Consider the following 19,173-nt stretch of genomic DNA (forward strand, 5'->3'; position numbering starts at 1 on the left):
GAGTGACTTTTTAACCACAAAGGCACAAAGAACACGGAGAGCAAACTAAGATAATATGTTCTTTGTGCCTTTGTGGTTCGTCTTTCCAGACAGATTTAACAACGTTTTACGATTAAACTCGAATGACTAAACCCGCTTTAACCAGATCCTTACTTTACTCTAGCCTCTTCATTCAGGCTACGCTGTTCACTACCCGTTTTGTTTCGGCCCAGACAACGACTCCAGCGGCACCGGTTCAGGTGAGAAAAGCCCCTATTCTGAGCCGGTGGGAAAAGCAGCTAACGCCCGAAAACGCCTGGCGCGAATACCCCCGCCCGCAAATGGTACGTCAACAGTGGCAGAACCTGAATGGCTTGTGGGACTATGCCATTACGTCGAAAACGGCCCCACAGCCAACTACGTTTTCCGGAAAAATTCTGGTGCCTTTCTGCGTCGAATCGACTGTATCGAAAGTCAATAAACCGCTTACCGCCGATCAGCGGTTGTGGTACCGCCGGACGGTCATTGTACCAAAGGACTGGGCTGGTCAACGGGTGCTGCTACACTTCGGCGCTGTCGATTATGAGTGCAGTTTATGGGTAAACGGCGGTCTGGTCGGCTCGCATACAGGTGGCTCCGATGCGTTCAGTTTCGACGTAACGGAGTACCTGAAAGATGGTCAGAACCAACTGCTGCTGGGCGTAACGGACCCAACGTCAACCGGCGAACAACCCCGCGGTAAACAGTTGACGGAGCAACATGGCATCTGGTATACGCCCGTTTCGGGCATCTGGCAAACGGTCTGGATGGAGCCGGTACCGAAGCAAACCTACATCGAAGAAGTCAAACTGACACCAGAGGTCGATTCTGGACGTGTTCGCGTGGACGTCTTACTCGACAAACCCGCCGACAATTACACAACCGCCATTCGAGTGACAGCGCTCGATGGGAATCAGACCGTAGCAACGACGCTCGTTCGGGCAGGCAGAACCGCCTACCTACCCATAAAAAGTCCAAAACTATGGTCGCCTGACAGTCCGTTTCTGTATAATATCCGAACCGAGCTGGTTACCGTAACCGATCCGTTTGGCGATACGCCCCGCAACCGACGCCCGCGTCAGGATGAAGCGCTACGTACTGCTTTCGCCAATGCAACCGTTATGGGCAATCCGCTCGATGTGGTAACGGGCTATTTTGCCATGCGTAAAATTTCAGTCGGACCCGGCCCCGTGGCTAATCAGCCGGTTTTGTTACTGAACAACAAGTTTGTGTTTCAGAACGGCCCTCTCGATCAGGGCTGGTGGCCTGGCGGTTTGCTGACGCCCCCATCTGAAGAAGCGATGACGTTTGAAATTGATTTTCTAAAAAAATCAGGCTTCAATATGCTTCGCAAGCACATTAAAGTAGAACCCGACCGCTACTATTACCTGTGCGACAAATTAGGCATGCTGGTCTGGCAGGATATGCCGTCGGGTTTTCTGGAGGGTCAGAACGAATCCCCCGGCGATCAGTCAGAGCCGATACGTCGGTCGAAGGGAAAAGAGCAGTTTGAACTCGAACTCCGCCGGATGATGAACCGTCTGCACAACCACCCCAGTATCGTTACGTGGGTCGTGCATAACGAAGGCTGGGGCCAGTACGATAACAAACGCCTGTCTGACTGGGTAAAAGCACTTGATCCAAGTCGCACGGTAAACGCTGTCAGTGGCTGGAACGACCTCGGCGCGGGCGATTTCTACGACATCCATACGTATCATGAAGAACCCAAAGCGCCCGAGCCTAAAACCGATCGGGTGGTTGTTATTGGCGAGTTCGGCGGCATTGGCTGGCCAGTTCAGGGTCATCTCTGGAATCCTGAAATGCGTAACTGGGGATATCAAACGTATCAGTCGGCCGACGCTGTGCTAAAAGCTTACCAGACGAAATACGCCAAAATTGTGGAGTATTATCAGAAGCAAGCTCTTTCGGCAGCGGTCTACACCCAAACAACGGACGTAGAAGGCGAAGTGAACGGCCTGTTAACGTATGATCGGGAAGTGATTAAGATTCCGGTCGAAACGTTGAAGCAGATTCATGCGCCATTGTTTAAGTAGTCAGCCCCTGTTGTAGCCGGGCCGGGCTGGCGTACCAGCGGCCCGGCTACGATCTCATCAATAAATCACTCATTCATCGACCGAAACAACATTATCAGCCATGAATCGCTATGTCAGGGGCTTAGTATTGTTTATTGTGTTTGCCGCCTGCTTGAATTCCATTCGTGTAAGCGCACAACCGTCCCGACCAACGATGTTTTTTGGTGATACAACCCATCGAAAATCAGGGTATGCCAAGGATCCCCATGTGGTTCGGTTTGGTAATCGCTATCTGATGTATTATTCGGTACCGATCTACAAAGACTCGACCGGAGCTGACCATTGGGGGATTGGCATTGCCGAAAGTAAGGACCTGACCGACTGGCAAAAAGTGGGTGAACTTACGCCCAGTGCTACGTACGAGAAAAAGGGAATCTGCGCGCCGGGCGCTTTGCTTCGCGACGGAAAAGTGCATTTATTTTACCAGACCTACGGGAATGGACGTAGTGATGCGATTTGCCATGCTGTTTCATCAGACGGTATCCATTTCGAGCGGAATCCGACCAATCCAATTTTTCATCCGGCTATCAGCAACTGGTCGTGTGGGCGGGCAATCGACGCTGAAGTCATCAAGTTCAAGAATCAGTATTTTCTGTATTTCGCTACGCGCGATACGTCCTTTAAAATTCAGCAACTGGGCGTGGCGGTGGCTCCGGCAACCACAAATTTCAACCGCGAAGACTGGCAGCAAAAAGCCACAGCCGGGCCGATTCTAAAGCCAGAACTTCCGTGGGAAGGTGAATGCATTGAAGCCGCATCGGTCATTGAGCGCAAGGGTGTGCTGTATATGTTCTACGCGGATGCTTACAACAACTGGCCTCAGCAAATCGGTGTGGCCCGCAGTCAGGATGGGGTAACCTGGCAACGGCTTGCGAACGAACCGTTTCTAAAAAATGGCGCTCCTGGTACCTGGAACTCCAGTGAATCGGGTCATCCACACATCTTCACCGATACCAGCGGAAAAACCTACTTGTTTTATCAGGGCAACAACGATCGGGGTAAAAGCTGGTTTCTCTCCAAAAAGTCTGTTGGCTGGACCAGCACCGGTCCAGTATTGGAGCAATACTAAAGATAAGTCGATAATTTCTGCCTTTTCGATTATCATTTATAGAATAAAATCGTTATTTCCACAGTGCCCAATCGGTTGTCGGCTGTACTACGTATATAGTCCTCGTTCGATTGAGTTATTATTTATAGCTCACGTAAAATTGCATGAAGCCTCAGCAACCGAATACCAGTTTTTCAGCCAGCCGTCCGGAAACGGCTTTAACGGCCGAACCGGCCAATATGCTTCCCAGATCTGTTCTTCGGCCCAACACATACCTATTGCTCGACGGCGAATGGCGCTTTAAGCTTGATCCTGATGATAAGGGATTACACGAGCGATGGTACGTTGGGCAATCGTTTGATGATATAGCGCACTGGCCCGGTTCGGTGGAAGCTCATCTGGCTCAGGCCAAAGGGCAGGTAACCCCAATGGGCTGGCAGGATAAGGTAGTAGCCTGGTACGAACGTGACTTTACGCTGCCCGAACGTAGTGATTCGTTTCCCCGCTCATTGATTCAGCTCACCTTCGGTGCCTGTGGTTACGAAACCTGCGTCTGGCTGAATGGCCATCCACTCCGTACGGTCGAAGATGAAGAGATACATTACGGAGAGTACACTTCGTTCTCATACGAACTTCCCGAAGATTATTTACGTCCACAGAACCGGCTTACAGTACGTATTGCCGATACGATGGATGCCGAGATTCCACGCGGTAAACAGGAGTCGCACGTTTATAAACGAGGTGGCATCTGGTACCAGACGTACACAGGAGCTGTCCGCAGTATCTGGCTGGAAACCGTTGAGCGAAACCGGCTTCGTACGCGCGTTGATGTCGTGAGTACGGTTGAAGATCGGCTTGTACGATTTAGCGTAACAACGCGCATTCATGATCCAGGCGATTACATACTACGACTTCAGGTATTCGCCCCGAAGGGTACGGAGCCTATGGCCTCATCTGATTTTCCGTTACGTCTGGAGGCTGGTCAAAAGCAACAGCGGGTTGTACTGGATGTTGAGGGAGCTCAGTTATGGTCGCCCGAGACACCTACACGTTACAAACTTGTTGCCCAATTGATTGACAGTGAGGGCTACCCCGCAACGATCGAAACACATTTTGGCTTACGAAAAATCGAAGCGCGGGGGCGTTACGTATATTTGAACAACGAACGTATTTACCTCGATGGAATTCTGTATCAGCCCGGTACGGCCACTTACGAGGAAATGCAGCGTCATTTTCAGGCTATGAAAGAGCTGGGCTGTAACCTGGTTCGTGTACACATTGCAGGCGTTGACCCACGCATCTATAACCTGGCTGATGAATTGGGGCTACTACTCTGGGTAGAGGTGCCTAGCCCACACGCATCGACCGCGCTCAGCCGCGAGAACCACCGGGCCGAACTGCTACGTATGGTCGCTTTGATCGGTACGCATCCATCCGTAGTCATCTGGAGTTTGTACAACGAAGACTGGGGCGCTCAAGACATTGCAACCAATCCAGACACTCGTAAATACATTATGGATATGTACCATTACATGCAACTGGCATATCCACAGTTTTTGGTCGTTGATAACGATGGATGGCAGCATGTTTCATTCGAGGGTCGCCTGAAATCGGATCTTCTGACAGCTCACTTATATACACCCGATTTGAACCATTGGCGCACTTTACTCGAACGACTGGTAGCAGGCGAACTTTCGGGCGTTGCTGCGTTTCCACTTGTAGTGGGCGATCCGTTCTTCTATCGGCGGCAGGTACCTTTAATAGTTAGTGAATGGGGTGGATTTGGCTTTGCGAATTATGGCGGACCGAACGAGTCGGATGAACGGGCCGAACGGATTCAGCTTTTCAAACACGAGCTCCGCCAGAACGACATCGCGGGCGACATTTACACCCAGGCAACCAATATTGAAGATGAACGTAATGGTCTGATTGATCCTCAAACCGGCGACTTAACCGTTCCGGCTGGTTTGTTAAATTCAAGAAATACCAACCAAACGGCAAAAGAAGGGCTCTAGTGAACAGTAGCTTATTGAGGCAAATGATAAAATAAAATATATTATAATAGATATAGTTACCAAATTAAGGTAACTATATCTATTATTGGCAAATATTGGCATCATCCATACCGAGACAGTTACTTAACACTCATAACTAGGCTAACCAGGCGCCTATGGAGATGAAATCTATAGTTGATGCACTTGACCATCCCGATTGGAAAATTCAGGGTTGGCAAATCAAGTTTTTACTCTCTGAACGATTACTTCACGAAATCAAGAAAATATCGAGAGTCAGTAATTGGTACGAAGATCCAGTTATAGCCGATACCTGGACTAATAAACTTTTTATTTGTTTTAACAGTATCCAGAATTATTATAAAGTTTTTGGAGTGCTGCCCCAGGTTGGTGATCGTTTATTCAGTGAAGAGTCAGGGCTTATTGTTCAGGAGCGATCCATCGACGGAAATGTTATGACCATTACGTTTACACTCGCCAGTTAGATTCGTACGATTGGTTATATGATTCTCTTCGGCCCCGTCTATGTAACGTTTCGGGCTGCCAAATTTTCTTTTGCGGTTATCTATCTGTTCGCTGAACTGAATTTCTCTATCTAGGTGCTGGCCAACAGACAAACTATTTACAGAAATTTTCAGCCCAATCCATAGAAAAGAACACTGCGATTAACAAAACTCGCCTTCATAAATCTACTTTTTGAGCTTGCCTGACCCTATTTCATTAGGTCAAGTCCTTACGTTGCGGACTAAGCCAAATTTTTTTGAACATAATAACTAATAGATTAGTTGTAAAACTAAATCATTAGTCATACCTTTCGAACATCATTCAACACCTACTTGATATCATGCCAATACGTGAACTTACTAAGGCCGAAGAAGAGATTATGCGCGTGCTCTGGCAGCTCCAGAAAGGCTTTGTCAAAGACGTACTGACCGAACTACCTGAGCCTAAACCAGCCTACAACACTGTCTCGACGATCATCCGTATCCTGGAAAAGAAGGAGTTGGTCGGCTACAGAGCGTACGGAAAAACGCACGAGTATTATCCACTCATTACGGAAGAAGAATATCGGCGTTTCCAGACCGAGCAACTGATGGCGAACTACTTCGATAATTCGCTTAAAAAACTCGTATCATTTTTCGTAAAAGACAAGAATATCAGCTTGAAGGAGGCCGACGAAATCATCAAGTTGCTAAACCAACAAAAAGACCAATGAATACGCTCGACTATTTGTTGAAAGCGAATCTCTACGGACTTCTTTTCGTAGGGACGTATTGGCTGATGCTACGTCGGCACACGTTTTTTAGACTGAATCGTGCTTATCTACTGGTATCAGCTGCTCTATCGCTAATTCTTCCGCTGGCAAGCTTACCTACACAGACGGTCGAGACGTTGCCGATACCCGTGGGACTCATTACGTTGCCAGCACCCGTAACAGCGATTGCGCCAGTCGAAACGATTGTTGCTGCAACTCAACCCGACTGGATGCAACTCGGTCTGATGTTTTATGGATTGGTCGCTCTTTTTTTCGGCGTTCGGTTCTTAAGACGAGTTGGGGGTTTGCTACGCTTAATTCACCAATCGACCCAGCGAACGTTCGAAAACTATATACTGGTGCAGCCAAATGACCCGACGCTACCAACGTTCTCATTTTTTCGGTACGTTATCCTCAATCCAGCCGATACCAGAAATGACCTCATCCTTCAACATGAGTTGGTCCATGTCCGGCAATATCACAGCGTTGACATAGTGATCATGGAAATCATACAGGCTGTTTTCTGGGCGTGTCCGACACTTTGGTTAATGGATCGGCTATTACGTCAGGTACACGAGTTTCTGGCTGATAAGCCAGTCCATCAACCAACAGAATATGCTCATTTTCTGGTCGACTATTCCTTCAGTCATCAGAATAGCTTAAGCGGGCTTGATACGCTAACAAATAGCTTCTTTAGTCCTTCTCTCCTGAAACAACGTATTGTGATGCTACATCGTAAAGCGACCAATCGCTGGGCTTTAAGCAAATATGCCCTGGTGCTTCCATTAGCATTTAGCTTACTGGCCATGACCACGGCACGGGACGAAATTACAGCGGTTGTTGATCTGGTGGCAGATGAGCCAATTACAGTATCGGGACGAGTAACGAGTGCGGTTGATGGAAAGCCGTTGTCAGGTGCGATGGTTGTCATTAAAGCGACCACAAAAGGAACATCTACCGATGCTGAAGGGAGATATAAGCTGATTAATGTTCCTAAAGACGCAGTGTTAGCTTTCAGCTTTGTCGGTTTTTCAACTCAGGAAGTGACTGTCAGTGGCCAAACGACTCATAATGTGAGCATGGCCCTGCAAACCAGCAACTTAAATAAGGTGATTGTCACGGCTTATGAAGCAACTCATAATTCTAATTCGCCATCACAGTCAACGACAGCCAACCCCGGTAGTCAAATCAATCGAAATAGTGAGGTTTTTACAGTTATCGAGCAGCAGCCTGAATTTCCGGGCGGTATGATTGCCTTAGAGCGGTATCTAGCCCAAAATCTTCGCTACCCCGCTGACGCGCAAAAGGCTCACGTAGAAGGCTACGTATTTGTGCAGTTCGTTGTGAATGAAACAGGGGCTATTCATCAGTTACGCGTCTTGAGAGGTATTGGTTTTGGCTGTAACGAGGAGGCCGTACGTGTAGTAAGCCAAATGCCTAAATGGATTCCTGGGAAGCAGTTAGGCCGGGCCGTTGCTGCGCAATATAATCTCCCCATTCAGTTTGTCATCGAAAAGAAGGAAGATAAACGAACGGGGCAGCTTGACCCACCAGTTTTCAAACCAACCGAGAATCCAACTGGTGAATTTCCGACTGTGCGAGACGTAAACTATCCGAATCAGCCCCGTCTTACCACAGTTAAAATACCGGCTACTGCCTTCCATACAGATACGGTTCCTCAACCAAGTATAAGGCAAAAACCAGCTACGGTAACAATTCGTGGTGAGGGTCCACTTGGTCAATTAGCCGGTGAACCGCTCTATATCCTTGACGGAAACCAGATTTCAGGAGATTCTGTCAAAGCGCTAAACCTACGTACCGTCGAGTCGATCAACGTATTGAAAGGTTCCTCAGCAATGGCTACATATGGCGAAAAAGCACGTGATGGTGCTGTTATCTTAACGACAAAGAAGAGATGATTACCCTCCCCTACCTCCTCACAGCCAGTCTGTATCTACTGCTGTTCTACAGCTGCTACGTAGTACTCCTGCGCCGGAATACATTCTTCGGACTAAACCGGGCGTATTTACTGGTTTCGGTTGCGCTTTCGTTACTGTTCCCACTCGTCAGATTATCGAGCGAAACAGTTGGCCAGTTACCCATTGGCAGCATCACGTTACCCGAATTTGTGGTTGGGAGCGCTACAGAACGTAATGAGTGGTCCGCCATGCAATGGGTCTGGGCGGTGTATGGCATCGGGGTAATCATCATGATCGTTCGGCTTGGTTTACATGTACGGGCCGTTTTTCAGCTTATCAGACGAGGAACCAAGGAGAAAAAATCAATTTACACACTCGTTCGGCTTCCCGACGACAACAGTCCATCCTTTTCGTTCGGGCACTATTTGGTTCTAAACCGAACCGATGCACAGACAGAACCCGATGCGTTGCTACGTCACGAGGAAGCGCACATCCGTCAATATCATAGCGTTGACGTACTGGTTCTTGAAGTTGTTCAGCTCGTTTTCTGGTTCAATCCGGTGATGTGGTTCTACAAACGCGCTTTGCAGGAACTTCACGAATTTCTGGCCGATCGAGCCGTGCTGAAAACTCCCCAGCCTGATTACCCTCGTCAGTTGGTTGCCTACGCCCTCAACGTATCGCCTGCTGCGCTCATTACCCCTTTTGTTTCCCAATCAACCCTAAAACAACGTATCGTTATGTTACAAAAACCCGCTTCTCATCGCTGGGCATTGCTTAGCTACGTATCCATTCTGCCACTGGCGGCTTGTTTAGTTATGTGTACTCAATCAGAGCGTGATCAGCCCCAAGGTGAGGCTGAACGAGCGCATCTGGCCACGCCGAACCGCGCGGTGAAGATTGAAGGTAAAGTTTACACGGCCGTGGAAGAGCAACCGAAATTCCCGGGAGGCATGGCAAAACTGGGACAGTACCTGGGCGAAAATCTACGCTATCCTGAAGTTGCGCAGAAAGCGAAAGCCGAAGGCCGAGTATTTGTCCGATTTATTGTGACGAAGGAAGGTGATATTACCAATGTTGAGATCCTGAAGGGTATCGGCTATGGAACGGAAGAAGAGGCTAAGCGAGTCGTATCGCAGATGCCGCGCTGGGAACCTGCCATGCAAAACGGTGAAGCAGTCAATGTGCAGTATCATTTACCGATCAACTTCCAGTTGGAAGATAAAAAAGAATCCGCAATTCCGTCATCGGCCAACCAATCAGCCTTTTTCTCGTTCCCGACCGATGATGCCAGTAGTCAAAAACTCTACAAACACTTCGTCGTCAATGGCAGCGAAGTCGCTTTTAACGAATTTCAAAAATACGACAAAGCCGATATAGTCGAGGCTAGTTCCAGCGACAGACTAATCCGAATCCAAACCCATTAATACTCTTTCTTGTCCTGCCGTCCAATATAGGCAGTGATACGTAGCAAAAACTGTAGCCCGTAAGCGACTGATAACAAGTTCGCTTACGGGCTACAGTTTTTTAGGGATGGCTTATCTTAGATAGACTAACAGTCTTTTTTTACATATTGATCGCACGGTTATCCGTAGCAGCCAGACAGGCTTCTTTGAACGCTTCGGTATAAGTCGGGTGAGCATGCGACATCCGCGATACGTCCTCAGCCGAAGCTCGGAATTCCATCGCCGTAACAGCTTCGGCAATCATATCGGCCGCACGAGCGCCAATCATGTGAACGCCCAGTATCTCGTCGGTTTCTTTATGAGCCAATACTTTTACAAGTCCATCGACATCCATACTCGCCCGAGCGCGGCCAAGTGCCTTAAATGGAAATGAACCGACTTTATAAGGAATGCCTTCCTGCTTCACTTCTTCTTCCGTGTAGCCAACAGCGGCCACTTCTGGCCATGTATAAACCACACCCGGAATCAGGCGGTAATGAATGTGGGGTTTTTGGCCTACGATGGTTTCAGCAATGAACGTGCCTTCCTCTTCAGCTTTGTGCGCCAGCATAGCGCCACGTATTACGTCCCCTAAGGCATAAATATGCGGTACGTTGGTGCGTAAGTTATTATCGACTTCAATACGCCCGCGGTTATCCGCTTTCACCCCAGCCGCTTCCAGATTTAGTCCATCCGTATAGGCTCGGCGGCCAACTGAAACCAAGCAATAATCGCCTTTGAGGGTAATTTGATCACCTTTTGGCGTATCGACGCTTACCACAACCTCATCGCCCGTGTTCTCTACTTTCGTGACTTTGTGGCTGAAGTAGAAGTCGGCACCGAGCTTTTTAACAACCTTCTGAAGCTCCTTGCCCATCGTCTTGTCCATTGTCGGGATCATCGAATCGGCAAACTCCACGAACGACACTTTCGCGCCAATCCGGGCATAAACGGAGCCAAGTTCAGCCCCAATAACCCCCGCCCCAATAACGATCAGGTGTTTTGGTATTTCCTTAAGTGTGAGCGCTTCAGTCGACGTAATGACCCGTTTTTTATCGATCGGCATCGACGGGAACGACATTGGTTTTGAGCCCGTCGCAATAATGATATTTTTCCCTTTAATGGTCTGTTCGGAACCGTCCTCTTTTGTGATTTTGATCGTATGTGGGTCAACAAACGAACCGACGCCGTGGATTTCGTCGATTTTATTTTTCTTCATCAGGAACGTAATGCCCTTCGTTGTCTGGTCAACAACACTTGCCTTCCGGGCAATCATTTGCGCCAGATCGACCTGTAAATCGGCTAACTTGATCCCATGCTCGGCGAAGGTGTGAGCCGCATTATAATAATGCTCTGTCGAATCCAGCAACGCTTTCGACGGAATGCAGCCCACATTGAGGCAAGTTCCACCCAGCGTTGCGTATTTCTCGATAATCGCGGTTTTCAGACCGAGTTGAGCACAACGAATGGCACCGGTGTAGCCTCCCGGCCCCGAACCAATCATAATAACATCGTATTCCATAGAATTTAATAAAAAGACGACTAAGAAAGACAAACGACTTTAGAAGAAAGTAAGTAAAGCGATTTTATCTTTCTTCTTAATGGCTAACATATATTCTCTAAACTAAATGCAAATTTGGTTCAGATTTTGATTACCCAAACCGATTTGCAAAAATTCGTGTTGATGATTTTACAAAGCCCTTCCTGTCCAGGGTAGTTTTGTATAGGTTTATGCGCTTCCATTCTTCTTTTTTTTTACTATCCAGCCTGTTAATCAGTAGTTGTACGAACCCGGCTCAGCAAGATCAGCCTAACGTTTATTATGACGTACTGGGATTTGTGAAACACCAGATTGCTGATTTAACTGCTCAGAAACCTCTTGTGAATAAAGCCGTCGCCGTTAATAAGGATCGGAATCGGCAAACTACCCGCACTATCGACTGGAACCACGAGCTGGAATTATTTACTCAGGCCGATATTAATAAGCCAGCGCTTCGGAGCAGTTATCAGATCATCCGTCCTGATTCGTTAACGTATCAATACACCCTAAAGAAATCGGAAGAGAAGCTGACGGTTCGATCGTTAACTGTTCGGCTGGATGCATCGACTCACCAGCCCCGCCAGATAGAGGCTGTTTTACAAACCAGTAATCCACTGTATTCGTCTGAACGCCAGCTACTGCTCGAAAGTGGTCCCGCAGCGGGTCGAGAGTGGCAGGTGAGGCATTATAAATTATCTGGATTTCAAAAGCTGCCGTATTTCGATAAGAATGAATTTCTTGTCGAAGGACGAGTTCAATAAATAGAACGCCAACGTAGTGTTATTACGAATTGTGCAACATGCCATCGCCCGTAGCCAGATTGGATGACACTGGCAGGATAAAAATAAACGTAGTGCCTTCGCCCGCGCCGGAGTGAACCTCATACCGTCCTTTGATCAGGTCCATTCGCGCCTGAATATTCCGTAGGCCCATACCCGTAGCGTCGGCTGGATTCATACCACAACCGTTATCTTTCACGATCATATTCAGTTCATTATTGAACCGACGGAACAGAATATCGGCCTCGGTGGCTTCCGAGTGACGGATAATATTGCTACAAAGCTCAATACAAATCGAATAGAGATTAAATTCGGCCGTTTTCCCCAATCGCGGCAGGGCGGCAATGTCTAAATGAAAGGTCGTCTTTTGCGACAAATTAAGCTTGGTAACCAGTCGGGTTAAAGCTTCTGATAACCCTTGTTTTTCCAGTTCATCAGGTTGCAGATTGTGGGATAAGTAACGAATCTCGGCGAAAGCTTCTTTGGTCATGTTGAGCAGATTGTGATAAATCTGCTGCTCCCGATCGGCCATGTGCGTAGGATTCAACGCCGACAAACTCATCTTAATAGCCGATAACAGGCCACCAAGACTATCGTGTAAATCGGCCGCCATCCGCTTACGTTCAAGCGTTTGTCCGCGTAGCAAAGCCTCTTCAATCTCCCGGTTTTTAGCCCGCAACTGGTCGTTAGCCAGCTTTAATTCAATCGTCCGGGCCAAGACTTTGTCTTCCAGGCCCTGATTAAGTACTTCAATTTCACGCTTTTGCCGGTCAATCAAGCGGTTTTTACGGTAATAAACAGCCAGAAAAACCAGCAGCATCGCCAGACCTCCCACCAGGATAACCCGCATCAGATGTTCCTGCTCAATGTCGTGATTAAGTTTATCAATATTGACCTGGTGCTCTAGCTGGCTACGTTGCGAATCGGCCCGCAACCGTTCTGTTTCAATACGTTGCTGAAGCTGGCTCATCCGTGCTTCCCCCGCTAGTTGTTCGTGTTCAGCTTCTGCTTTTAACCGATCAACTTCAGCTTGCCGCCGTACATTGATCAACTGCTGTTGCTGAATTAATCGGTCTTTATCAGCCTTTGTCCGAACCTGATTAATGTCGTATTTCTTCTGCACCGCCGATAGCTCCTCCAGGCGCTTAAGCGTATTGATGCTATCACGGAGCGTACTATAATCTTCGTACATAGCCAGCGCCTGAACAGGCTGATTAGCCAGTCTATAGGCTCGGTAAAGAGCCAGGGTAGCCATTTGACGGATACGTCGGTATCCCGCTTCCCGAGCCACTACCAACGCCTTTTCGCCAAAATCTATGGCTAGAGTGGGCTGATTGGTTAACGTATAACATTCAGCCAATCGCGCCCAGACGGATGCCTGACCCAATTTGTCATGAAGTTGCGTCCAGACGGCTAATGCGTTTTCAAAGTACGTGATCGCCTGCTGCGGTTCACGACGGCTAACAGAAAAATCACCCAGGCGTTCATTTGCATAGCCAATGTTTATCTGCGAATGAGCCTCTACCGCCATTTGCCGACTCGTTTCGTATTGCTTACGTGCTAGTTCATACTGCTCCTGAATTTCATAAACCTCACCCATCTGCGTGATCGCTTGGCTAGTCAGAAGCTTCCGATTTTTGGCCGTTAAGGACGTATTATTACCTAGCAGTTTCAGCGAGAGTTGATAATTAGTCAGGGCATTATTATACTCCTTCAAGAGCAAATAAATATCGCCCATATTCATCTGTACCTGCCAGCGTGGAGAACTCTCAGGAGGTAATTTTGCGCATAGTTCTGAGGCTCGCTGATTGATCTGCAGTGCTTTTGGATAATCACCCTTTACCGTTCGTACGTAATGCTCCTGTAGCATCATACCCCGTACAGCATAAAGAATATTGTGATAGGTTAACGCCCGTTCTTCCAGAACTTTAGCGTAAAGGAAGCTACTGTCGCGTTGCGTTCCACGCATTTGCTTAAAAACAAGCGACATGAAACGCAATCCCTCCAGTCGTAACGTATCATTACGCAGAGTACGCGGCAGTCGTTTAGATAGCTGCTGATGGACTCGGCCAAGGCTCAGCAAACTATCCATATAGGCCTCATCACCCCGCCGGTCAAAATTCAGTTCCGGTAGTGTGAGAATTCCCTGCCCCAGGCAAGTGAAACACCAGCCGAATGCTATAATTCCAATCCAAAATGATCTCATAGTCACATACAGCCTGAGGAATAGCTGATATGAAGCCCTAAAGTAACGATTTCTATCAGTAAATCAATTGGTTGCATGAAATTACCTTGGCGTATATCCCGTAGGTAACTGTATCTTTGGCGACCGTTCCCAAATCTTTTACAATAAAAAATAAGTCGCCCCTATTTTTATGGCTTTTTAATTCTATCTTAGCTAAGAAGAAAAATTTGAGACTAAAATTAAACGAATGCGTCTAATCAGGAATCTATACTACAGCAACAGACGTAAGTACAATTATTTCTACGAATAAGCTAGGTTTGGCAAAAAAAGGGAAAGTTGCAATTTTCTTTTACACAAAATGAATTTTTCGAAGAAAGAATGACCGTTAAGCAGATTTTTCACCCTGTTTATTTGCATTTAACGAGTTTTTTTTCGTATTTTTAATGCTGGATTCAATAATTTTTTACAAAAACATAACCACGCTATACACTATCGGAACACTGCTCTACGTTACCTAATTGTCTTACTGAAAATGGAAAAAGCCCAGGTAAACGACAGTGAGTTGATTTCCCTGTATATCCGTGGTAATGAAAAAGCCTTTGCAAAACTAGTGCAACGGCACAAATCGAAGATTTACACGACTATCTATCTGATCGTTAAAGATCAGTACATAGCAGAAGACTTGATGCAGGACACGTTCATCAAAGCCGTGGACACGCTCAAGTCGGGTAAATACAACGAGGAGGGAAAATTCTTACCCTGGATCATCCGAATTGCTCACAACTTGGCGATTGACTATTTCCGAAAAGATAAACGCTACCCCAGTGTGGTGTTTGAAGACGGAAGCAGTGTGTTTAACACGCTTGAGTTTGCGGAAGATTCAGTAGAATCGCTCCAGATTCGACAGGAAACACACGAGCATTTGCGCGAATTGATTCAGCGGTTGCCGGAACAACAGCGTCAGGTGCTCATTATGCGGCACTACGAGGAAATGAGTTTCCAGGAGATTGCCGATGCAACCGGTGTCAGCATCAACACGGCTTTGGGACGTATGCGTTACGCGCTGATCAATCTGCGCAAACAACTGAGCAAACGTTCGCCGAGTTATGATAAAAACATTTACCCAAGATGATGTAGTCCGGTATGTATATGAGGAGACCTCCCCAGAAGAGAGCTTACTCATTGAAGACGCCCTGATGGCTGAACCGGATCTGATGACGTTCTTCCTCGAAGCTCTTGAATTAAGAGCGTTGATGAATAAGATCGAACGCCAGCCCCGGACAAGTACGGTCGAGGCCATTCTGAATTATTCCCAAAATCATCCCGCAAACCCATCCGCCCGATTACAAAAATCGTAGCGGGCAGATGGGTTTGTTCCGTGGCGTAGCTATCAAGCTACTTAGCCGAAGATTAAATTGTAGTGTTTAATTTGCACTTCAATTTAGCCTTCGGCTACACGTCTTTCGGGCTGTGTTACGTATTTACTATGCAAAAAAAAGAACGGTTCCGTAGATTTCTTGATTATTTCACACAACATTACCCCGAACCAAAAACCGAACTTCATTTCAACAATTCCTACGAATTACTTGTCGCCGTTATTCTCTCAGCCCAGTGTACGGATAAACGAATAAATCAAATATCGCCTGCTCTTTTTGCCCGATTCCCCGAACCCGAATCATTGGCAGCGGCTTCGGTAGATGAAGTCTTTAGCTATATCCGTAGTGTTTCTTACCCCAATAACAAGGCGAAACACCTGGTCGGAATGGCCAAAACGCTAATGGAACAGTTTGGAGGGGAAATTCCGGCAACGCTCGACGAATTACAGACATTGCCCGGCGTTGGGCGTAAGACAGCTCACGTAATTTTGTCGGTGGTCTATAATGAACCAACGATGGCCGTTGACACGCACGTATTTCGAGTCTCACATCGACTTGGTCTGGCTCCGTTAACGGCCACTACGCCCTTGGCAGTCGAAAAAGCTTTAATGGCACATATTCCGAAACAATACGTCCCCAAAGCGCACCATTGGCTTATTCTGCACGGTCGTTACATTTGTCTGGCTCGTACACCTAAATGTGCGGAATGCCAGTTACGGGATTTCTGTAAATACTATGAGAACCAAGCTTTAACGGATTCAGGGATAAAGCAGATTATGATTCAACGAAAGTGATTAATCTGTTTTATCCCTGAATCCGTTAAAGCTTGGTTCTAACTAATATTGCTCCGTCCCGGAAAAGAAGAAGCTACCTTCGATTTCAGCATTTTCGTCTGAATCGGAGCCATGAATGGCATTCGCTTCGAGCGACTTGGCATATAGTTTACGGATCGTACCTTCTTCTGCCTGAGCTGGATTAGTTGCACCAATCAGTTTACGAAAATCGGCTACGGCGTTTTCTTTTTCGAGGATCATCGGTACAATCGCCCCTGAAGACATATATGTCCGTAAATCGTTGTAGAAAGGCCGTTCGCGGTGAACGGCATAAAATTGACCAGCCCGTTCAGTTGTCAGCTGCGTTTTTTTGATTGCTACAATACGGAAACCCGCTTCTTCAATTTGTTTGATAATTGCTCCTGTATATCCCGATTCTACAGCATCGGGCTTAATCATTGTAAACGTGCGATTCGTTGCCATCCTAAGTCGTTGTATCGAATTTTGGTTGCCTTTCTTAAGGCGGGCGCAAAGGTAAGTACTTTCATCTAAAATGCCACGTCGATCAACAAGCCAACGGGTAAGCAAATTATTCGTACTTTTGGGTTTCGATTGTGGCTACGGCCGTTTGTGTATGCAAGACATTGAAGCGATTGGCGCGGTTATTAGTCAACCCCAGACCGTTCTGATTACGACTCACCAAAATCCCGATGCTGATGCGATGGGGTCATCATTGGGACTGGCGGGCTATCTTCGCAAAAAAGGCCACCGGGTCACGGTTGTGACGCCAACTGATTATTCGCAAAATTTACACTGGCTTTCGGGTAACGACGACGTAATTGCCTTTGATGAAAAAGTGCGGGTTTCGGTCAATCAATTAATAAACGAAACCGACGTAATTTTTTGTCTTGATTTTTCGAGCCTTGATCGCATCCGCGAGCTTGCACCAATGGTCAGGCAATCACGCGCTCGCAAGATATTAATTGATCATCATCTGGAACCGGAGTCGTTTGCCGATTTAGCTCTATGGGACCCTATAGCGGCTGCTACGGCTGAATTAGTGTTTCGGCTTATCATCGAGTTAGGCGATAAAGATCTGATTGATATTCCTATCGCTGAATGTCTGTATTCAGGATTGATGACGGATACAGGTTCATTCCGCCATTCAAATACGACGGGGAACGTTCATCGAATGGCAGCTGAATTAGTTGATCTTAAGATTGATGTCAGTAGTATCCATCGACGCATTTTCGATAACGTAACGCTCGATAAGTTTCGGTTGCTGGGTTACGTATTGAATGAAAAATTAAAAGTGTTACCGCAGTATAAGTTTGCTTATATCACCCTGACAGATGCCGAATTAAAACGCTATCGTTCAAAAACCGGCGATACGGAAGGCATGGTCAATTACGCATTAGCGGTAGAAGGTGTTGTCATGGCCGCAATCCTGATTGATCGGGTCGATGAAATTCGGTTATCCTTCCGCTCCGTCGGCGATTTCTCCGTACGTGATTTAGCCAGCAAGCATTTTGACGGAGGAGGGCACCGAAGTGCAGCTGGTGGGCGTAGTAAACTCTCGCTGGCAGAAACGGAACAAAAACTTTTGGCTATTATCCCTGAATACCAACAGCAGTTATTGGAAACAGTTTGATAATTAGTTTGGGGTTCGTTGTTCGTAGTTGCCAACAACCACAAACCTTAAAATAACCAACTACGAACTCATTTTTAGATAAACAGTCTATTATTCTCATGTCTCTTAAAAATTTAGGCAAAGCCGCCCTAATTGTCGCTGTAGTAGCGGCTTGCGGTAAAAACCGCCAACAGGTGACGGACAACGGCCTGAAGTACCAAATTCACGAACAGTCGGAAGGAACTCGTAAGGGCAAGGTTGGCGATATTCTAACGCTACATCTTACGCTGATGAATAGCAAAGATTCTATTCTACGCGACACGCACAAAGAAGGCGCACCATTTCAGATGTTGTTGCAGGTGCCACCCTTTAAGGGAAGTTATGAAGAGGGTTTAACCATGCTGGGTAAAGGTGATAGTGCTACGTTCTATGTTAGCGCTGACTCGCTCTTTACCAAGGCAATGCAACCCTTTCCTCCGGGTGTTCAGAAAGGTACCGACATTGGTATTGCGGTGAAAATTCTGAATGTCCAGACAGAGGACGAATACAAAAAACAGCAGGCTGCTGATGCTGATAAACAGAAAGGTATCGACGAGAAAGTCATTGCCGATTATGTGGCTAAAAACGGTCTGGCCGGTAAAGCAAAGAAGACGGCTTCGGGCGTATACTACGTAGTGACCCAACCTGGCGCAGGGGCAATGCCTCAGCGTGGAGATGTTGTTCAGGTACATTACGCGGGCAAATTGTTGAATGGTAAAGAATTCGACAATTCACGAAAAAACCCACAGGCAGGTGGTAAACCAGCTCAGTTTCAGATTGGCGTCGGTATGGTCATTCCAGGCTGGGAAGAGGGTATCATGCAAATGCACAAAGGTGAGAAAGCTACGCTGATCATTCCGTCGACCCTTGCTTATGGCTCACGAGGCAGTCAGGGTGCCATTCCGCCTAATTCGGTGCTTCTGTTTGATATCGATCTGATCGACATTCAGAAAGGTCAACCAACACAGCCGGGAATGCCTCAACCTCAACCAGGTCGATAATCCGTTCCGTTATTTTTTATTTCTTTATTAAGCCGTTTGCAGTTATGCCTGTGAACGGCT

The 19,173-nt window shown here is 47.1% G+C and carries 16 protein-coding genes; 13 read left to right on the top strand and 3 right to left on the bottom strand.

All coding sequences use genetic code 11. The annotated features are described in order from the left end of the window. The first annotated feature begins 122 nt into the window (after positions 1–122). The 7 genes from IC230_RS24905 to IC230_RS24935 all read left to right on the top strand — a co-directional run bounded on the left by IC230_RS24905 (position 123) and on the right by IC230_RS24935 (position 9,772). On the top strand, positions 123–2,072 hold the full coding sequence (locus IC230_RS24905) for a glycoside hydrolase family 2 protein (RefSeq protein ID WP_223860829.1): 1,950 nt from the start codon (positions 123–125) through the stop codon (positions 2,070–2,072). A gap of 100 nt (positions 2,073–2,172) precedes the next feature. Next, positions 2,173–3,180 carry a family 43 glycosylhydrolase gene (locus tag IC230_RS24910; protein ID WP_223860830.1) on the top strand — a complete coding sequence of 336 codons (1,008 nt, stop codon included), beginning with the start codon at positions 2,173–2,175 and terminating at the stop codon, positions 3,178–3,180. Between the two features lie 143 nt (positions 3,181–3,323). Continuing rightward, positions 3,324–5,174 carry a glycoside hydrolase family 2 protein gene (locus tag IC230_RS24915; RefSeq protein WP_191041785.1) on the top strand — a complete coding sequence of 617 codons (1,851 nt, stop codon included), beginning with the start codon at positions 3,324–3,326 and terminating at the stop codon, positions 5,172–5,174. Between the two features lie 161 nt (positions 5,175–5,335). Then, positions 5,336–5,656 carry a hypothetical protein gene (locus IC230_RS24920; RefSeq protein ID WP_223860831.1) on the top strand — a complete coding sequence of 107 codons (321 nt, stop codon included), beginning with the start codon at positions 5,336–5,338 and terminating at the stop codon, positions 5,654–5,656. Between the two features lie 359 nt (positions 5,657–6,015). Next, positions 6,016–6,387 (top strand): BlaI/MecI/CopY family transcriptional regulator, encoded by a 372-nt coding sequence (locus IC230_RS24925; RefSeq protein WP_191041787.1) that lies wholly within the window; start codon positions 6,016–6,018, stop codon positions 6,385–6,387. Continuing rightward, positions 6,384–8,345: a TonB family protein gene (locus IC230_RS24930; protein WP_191041788.1), complete on the top strand. Its 1,962-nt coding sequence runs from the start codon at positions 6,384–6,386 to the stop codon at positions 8,343–8,345. The genes IC230_RS24925 and IC230_RS24930 overlap by 4 nt, the downstream gene beginning before the upstream one ends. Then, the gene (locus IC230_RS24935) at positions 8,342–9,772 is read left to right on the top strand and encodes a M56 family metallopeptidase (protein ID WP_191041789.1); all 1,431 of its coding nucleotides are present in this window, start codon (positions 8,342–8,344) and stop codon (positions 9,770–9,772) included. Before IC230_RS24930 ends, IC230_RS24935 begins: the two co-directional genes overlap by 4 nt. A 139-nt stretch (positions 9,773–9,911) precedes the next feature. On the opposite strand, the gene lpdA is transcribed toward IC230_RS24935, so the two are convergent. Beyond that, positions 9,912–11,312, bottom strand: a complete 1,401-nt coding sequence (gene lpdA / locus IC230_RS24940; protein ID WP_191041790.1) for a dihydrolipoyl dehydrogenase — start codon at positions 11,310–11,312, stop codon at positions 9,912–9,914. A gap of 209 nt (positions 11,313–11,521) precedes the next feature. Between lpdA and IC230_RS24945 the strand changes: the two genes are divergently transcribed. Next, positions 11,522–12,091, top strand: coding sequence for a hypothetical protein (locus IC230_RS24945; RefSeq protein ID WP_191041791.1), 570 nt, complete (start codon positions 11,522–11,524; stop codon positions 12,089–12,091). Between the two features lie 22 nt (positions 12,092–12,113). Here IC230_RS24945 and IC230_RS24950 read toward each other — a convergent pair whose 3' ends face one another. Further along, on the bottom strand, positions 12,114–14,315 hold the full coding sequence (locus tag IC230_RS24950; protein ID WP_191041792.1) for a tetratricopeptide repeat protein: 2,202 nt from the start codon (positions 14,313–14,315) through the stop codon (positions 12,114–12,116). A 511-nt stretch (positions 14,316–14,826) separates the two neighbouring features. Here IC230_RS24950 and IC230_RS24955 point away from each other — a divergent pair. From IC230_RS24955 to nth, 3 genes are all read left to right on the top strand, one after another. Beyond that, the gene (locus tag IC230_RS24955) at positions 14,827–15,426 is read left to right on the top strand and encodes an RNA polymerase sigma factor (RefSeq protein ID WP_191041793.1); all 600 of its coding nucleotides are present in this window, start codon (positions 14,827–14,829) and stop codon (positions 15,424–15,426) included. Continuing rightward, positions 15,401–15,652 carry a hypothetical protein gene (locus tag IC230_RS24960; RefSeq protein ID WP_191041794.1) on the top strand — a complete coding sequence of 84 codons (252 nt, stop codon included), beginning with the start codon at positions 15,401–15,403 and terminating at the stop codon, positions 15,650–15,652. Before IC230_RS24955 ends, IC230_RS24960 begins: the two co-directional genes overlap by 26 nt. Positions 15,653–15,780: 128 nt before the next feature. Next, positions 15,781–16,464: an endonuclease III gene (gene nth, locus IC230_RS24965; protein WP_191041795.1), complete on the top strand. Its 684-nt coding sequence runs from the start codon at positions 15,781–15,783 to the stop codon at positions 16,462–16,464. A 42-nt stretch (positions 16,465–16,506) separates the two neighbouring features. Here the strand turns inward: nth and IC230_RS24970 are convergent, their stop codons facing one another. After that, complete coding sequence (locus IC230_RS24970; RefSeq protein WP_191041796.1) at positions 16,507–16,926, bottom strand: nucleoside-diphosphate kinase; 420 nt, start codon at positions 16,924–16,926, stop codon at positions 16,507–16,509. A gap of 151 nt (positions 16,927–17,077) precedes the next feature. On the opposite strand from IC230_RS24970, the gene IC230_RS24975 reads away from it, so the two are divergent. Together IC230_RS24975 and IC230_RS24980 are read left to right on the top strand one after the other, a co-directional pair. Next, complete coding sequence (locus IC230_RS24975) at positions 17,078–18,094, top strand: DHH family phosphoesterase (protein ID WP_191041797.1); 1,017 nt, start codon at positions 17,078–17,080, stop codon at positions 18,092–18,094. A 98-nt stretch (positions 18,095–18,192) separates the two neighbouring features. Then, positions 18,193–19,113 (top strand): FKBP-type peptidyl-prolyl cis-trans isomerase, encoded by a 921-nt coding sequence (locus IC230_RS24980; RefSeq protein WP_191041798.1) that lies wholly within the window; start codon positions 18,193–18,195, stop codon positions 19,111–19,113. Positions 19,114–19,173: the final 60 nt, after the last annotated feature.

This window comes from Spirosoma validum (assembly GCF_014699035.1).
GTDB classification, from domain to species: Bacteria; Bacteroidota; Bacteroidia; order Cytophagales; family Spirosomataceae; genus Spirosoma; species Spirosoma validum.

Excerpts from the sequence above, each read along its gene's own strand:
- lpdA (WP_191041790.1), bottom strand. The coding sequence starts at position 11,312 with ATGGAATACGATGTTATTATGATTGGTTCGGGGCCGGGAGGCTACACC.
- IC230_RS24925 (WP_191041787.1), top strand. The coding sequence starts at position 6,016 with ATGCCAATACGTGAACTTACTAAGGCCGAAGAAGAGATTATGCGCGTG.
- IC230_RS24980 (WP_191041798.1), top strand. The coding sequence starts at position 18,193 with ATGTCTCTTAAAAATTTAGGCAAAGCCGCCCTAATTGTCGCTGTAGTA.
- IC230_RS24920 (WP_223860831.1), top strand. The coding sequence starts at position 5,336 with ATGAAATCTATAGTTGATGCACTTGACCATCCCGATTGGAAAATTCAG.
- IC230_RS24910 (WP_223860830.1), top strand. The coding sequence starts at position 2,173 with ATGAATCGCTATGTCAGGGGCTTAGTATTGTTTATTGTGTTTGCCGCC.
- IC230_RS24930 (WP_191041788.1), top strand. The coding sequence starts at position 6,384 with ATGAATACGCTCGACTATTTGTTGAAAGCGAATCTCTACGGACTTCTT.
- IC230_RS24960 (WP_191041794.1), top strand. The coding sequence starts at position 15,401 with ATGATAAAAACATTTACCCAAGATGATGTAGTCCGGTATGTATATGAG.
- IC230_RS24905 (WP_223860829.1), top strand. The coding sequence starts at position 123 with ATGACTAAACCCGCTTTAACCAGATCCTTACTTTACTCTAGCCTCTTC.
- IC230_RS24935 (WP_191041789.1), top strand. The coding sequence starts at position 8,342 with ATGATTACCCTCCCCTACCTCCTCACAGCCAGTCTGTATCTACTGCTG.
- IC230_RS24975 (WP_191041797.1), top strand. The coding sequence starts at position 17,078 with ATGCAAGACATTGAAGCGATTGGCGCGGTTATTAGTCAACCCCAGACC.
- IC230_RS24970 (WP_191041796.1), bottom strand. The coding sequence starts at position 16,926 with ATGGCAACGAATCGCACGTTTACAATGATTAAGCCCGATGCTGTAGAA.
- IC230_RS24945 (WP_191041791.1), top strand. The coding sequence starts at position 11,522 with ATGCGCTTCCATTCTTCTTTTTTTTTACTATCCAGCCTGTTAATCAGT.
- IC230_RS24950 (WP_191041792.1), bottom strand. The coding sequence starts at position 14,315 with ATGAGATCATTTTGGATTGGAATTATAGCATTCGGCTGGTGTTTCACT.
- IC230_RS24955 (WP_191041793.1), top strand. The coding sequence starts at position 14,827 with ATGGAAAAAGCCCAGGTAAACGACAGTGAGTTGATTTCCCTGTATATC.
- nth (WP_191041795.1), top strand. The coding sequence starts at position 15,781 with ATGCAAAAAAAAGAACGGTTCCGTAGATTTCTTGATTATTTCACACAA.
- IC230_RS24915 (WP_191041785.1), top strand. The coding sequence starts at position 3,324 with ATGAAGCCTCAGCAACCGAATACCAGTTTTTCAGCCAGCCGTCCGGAA.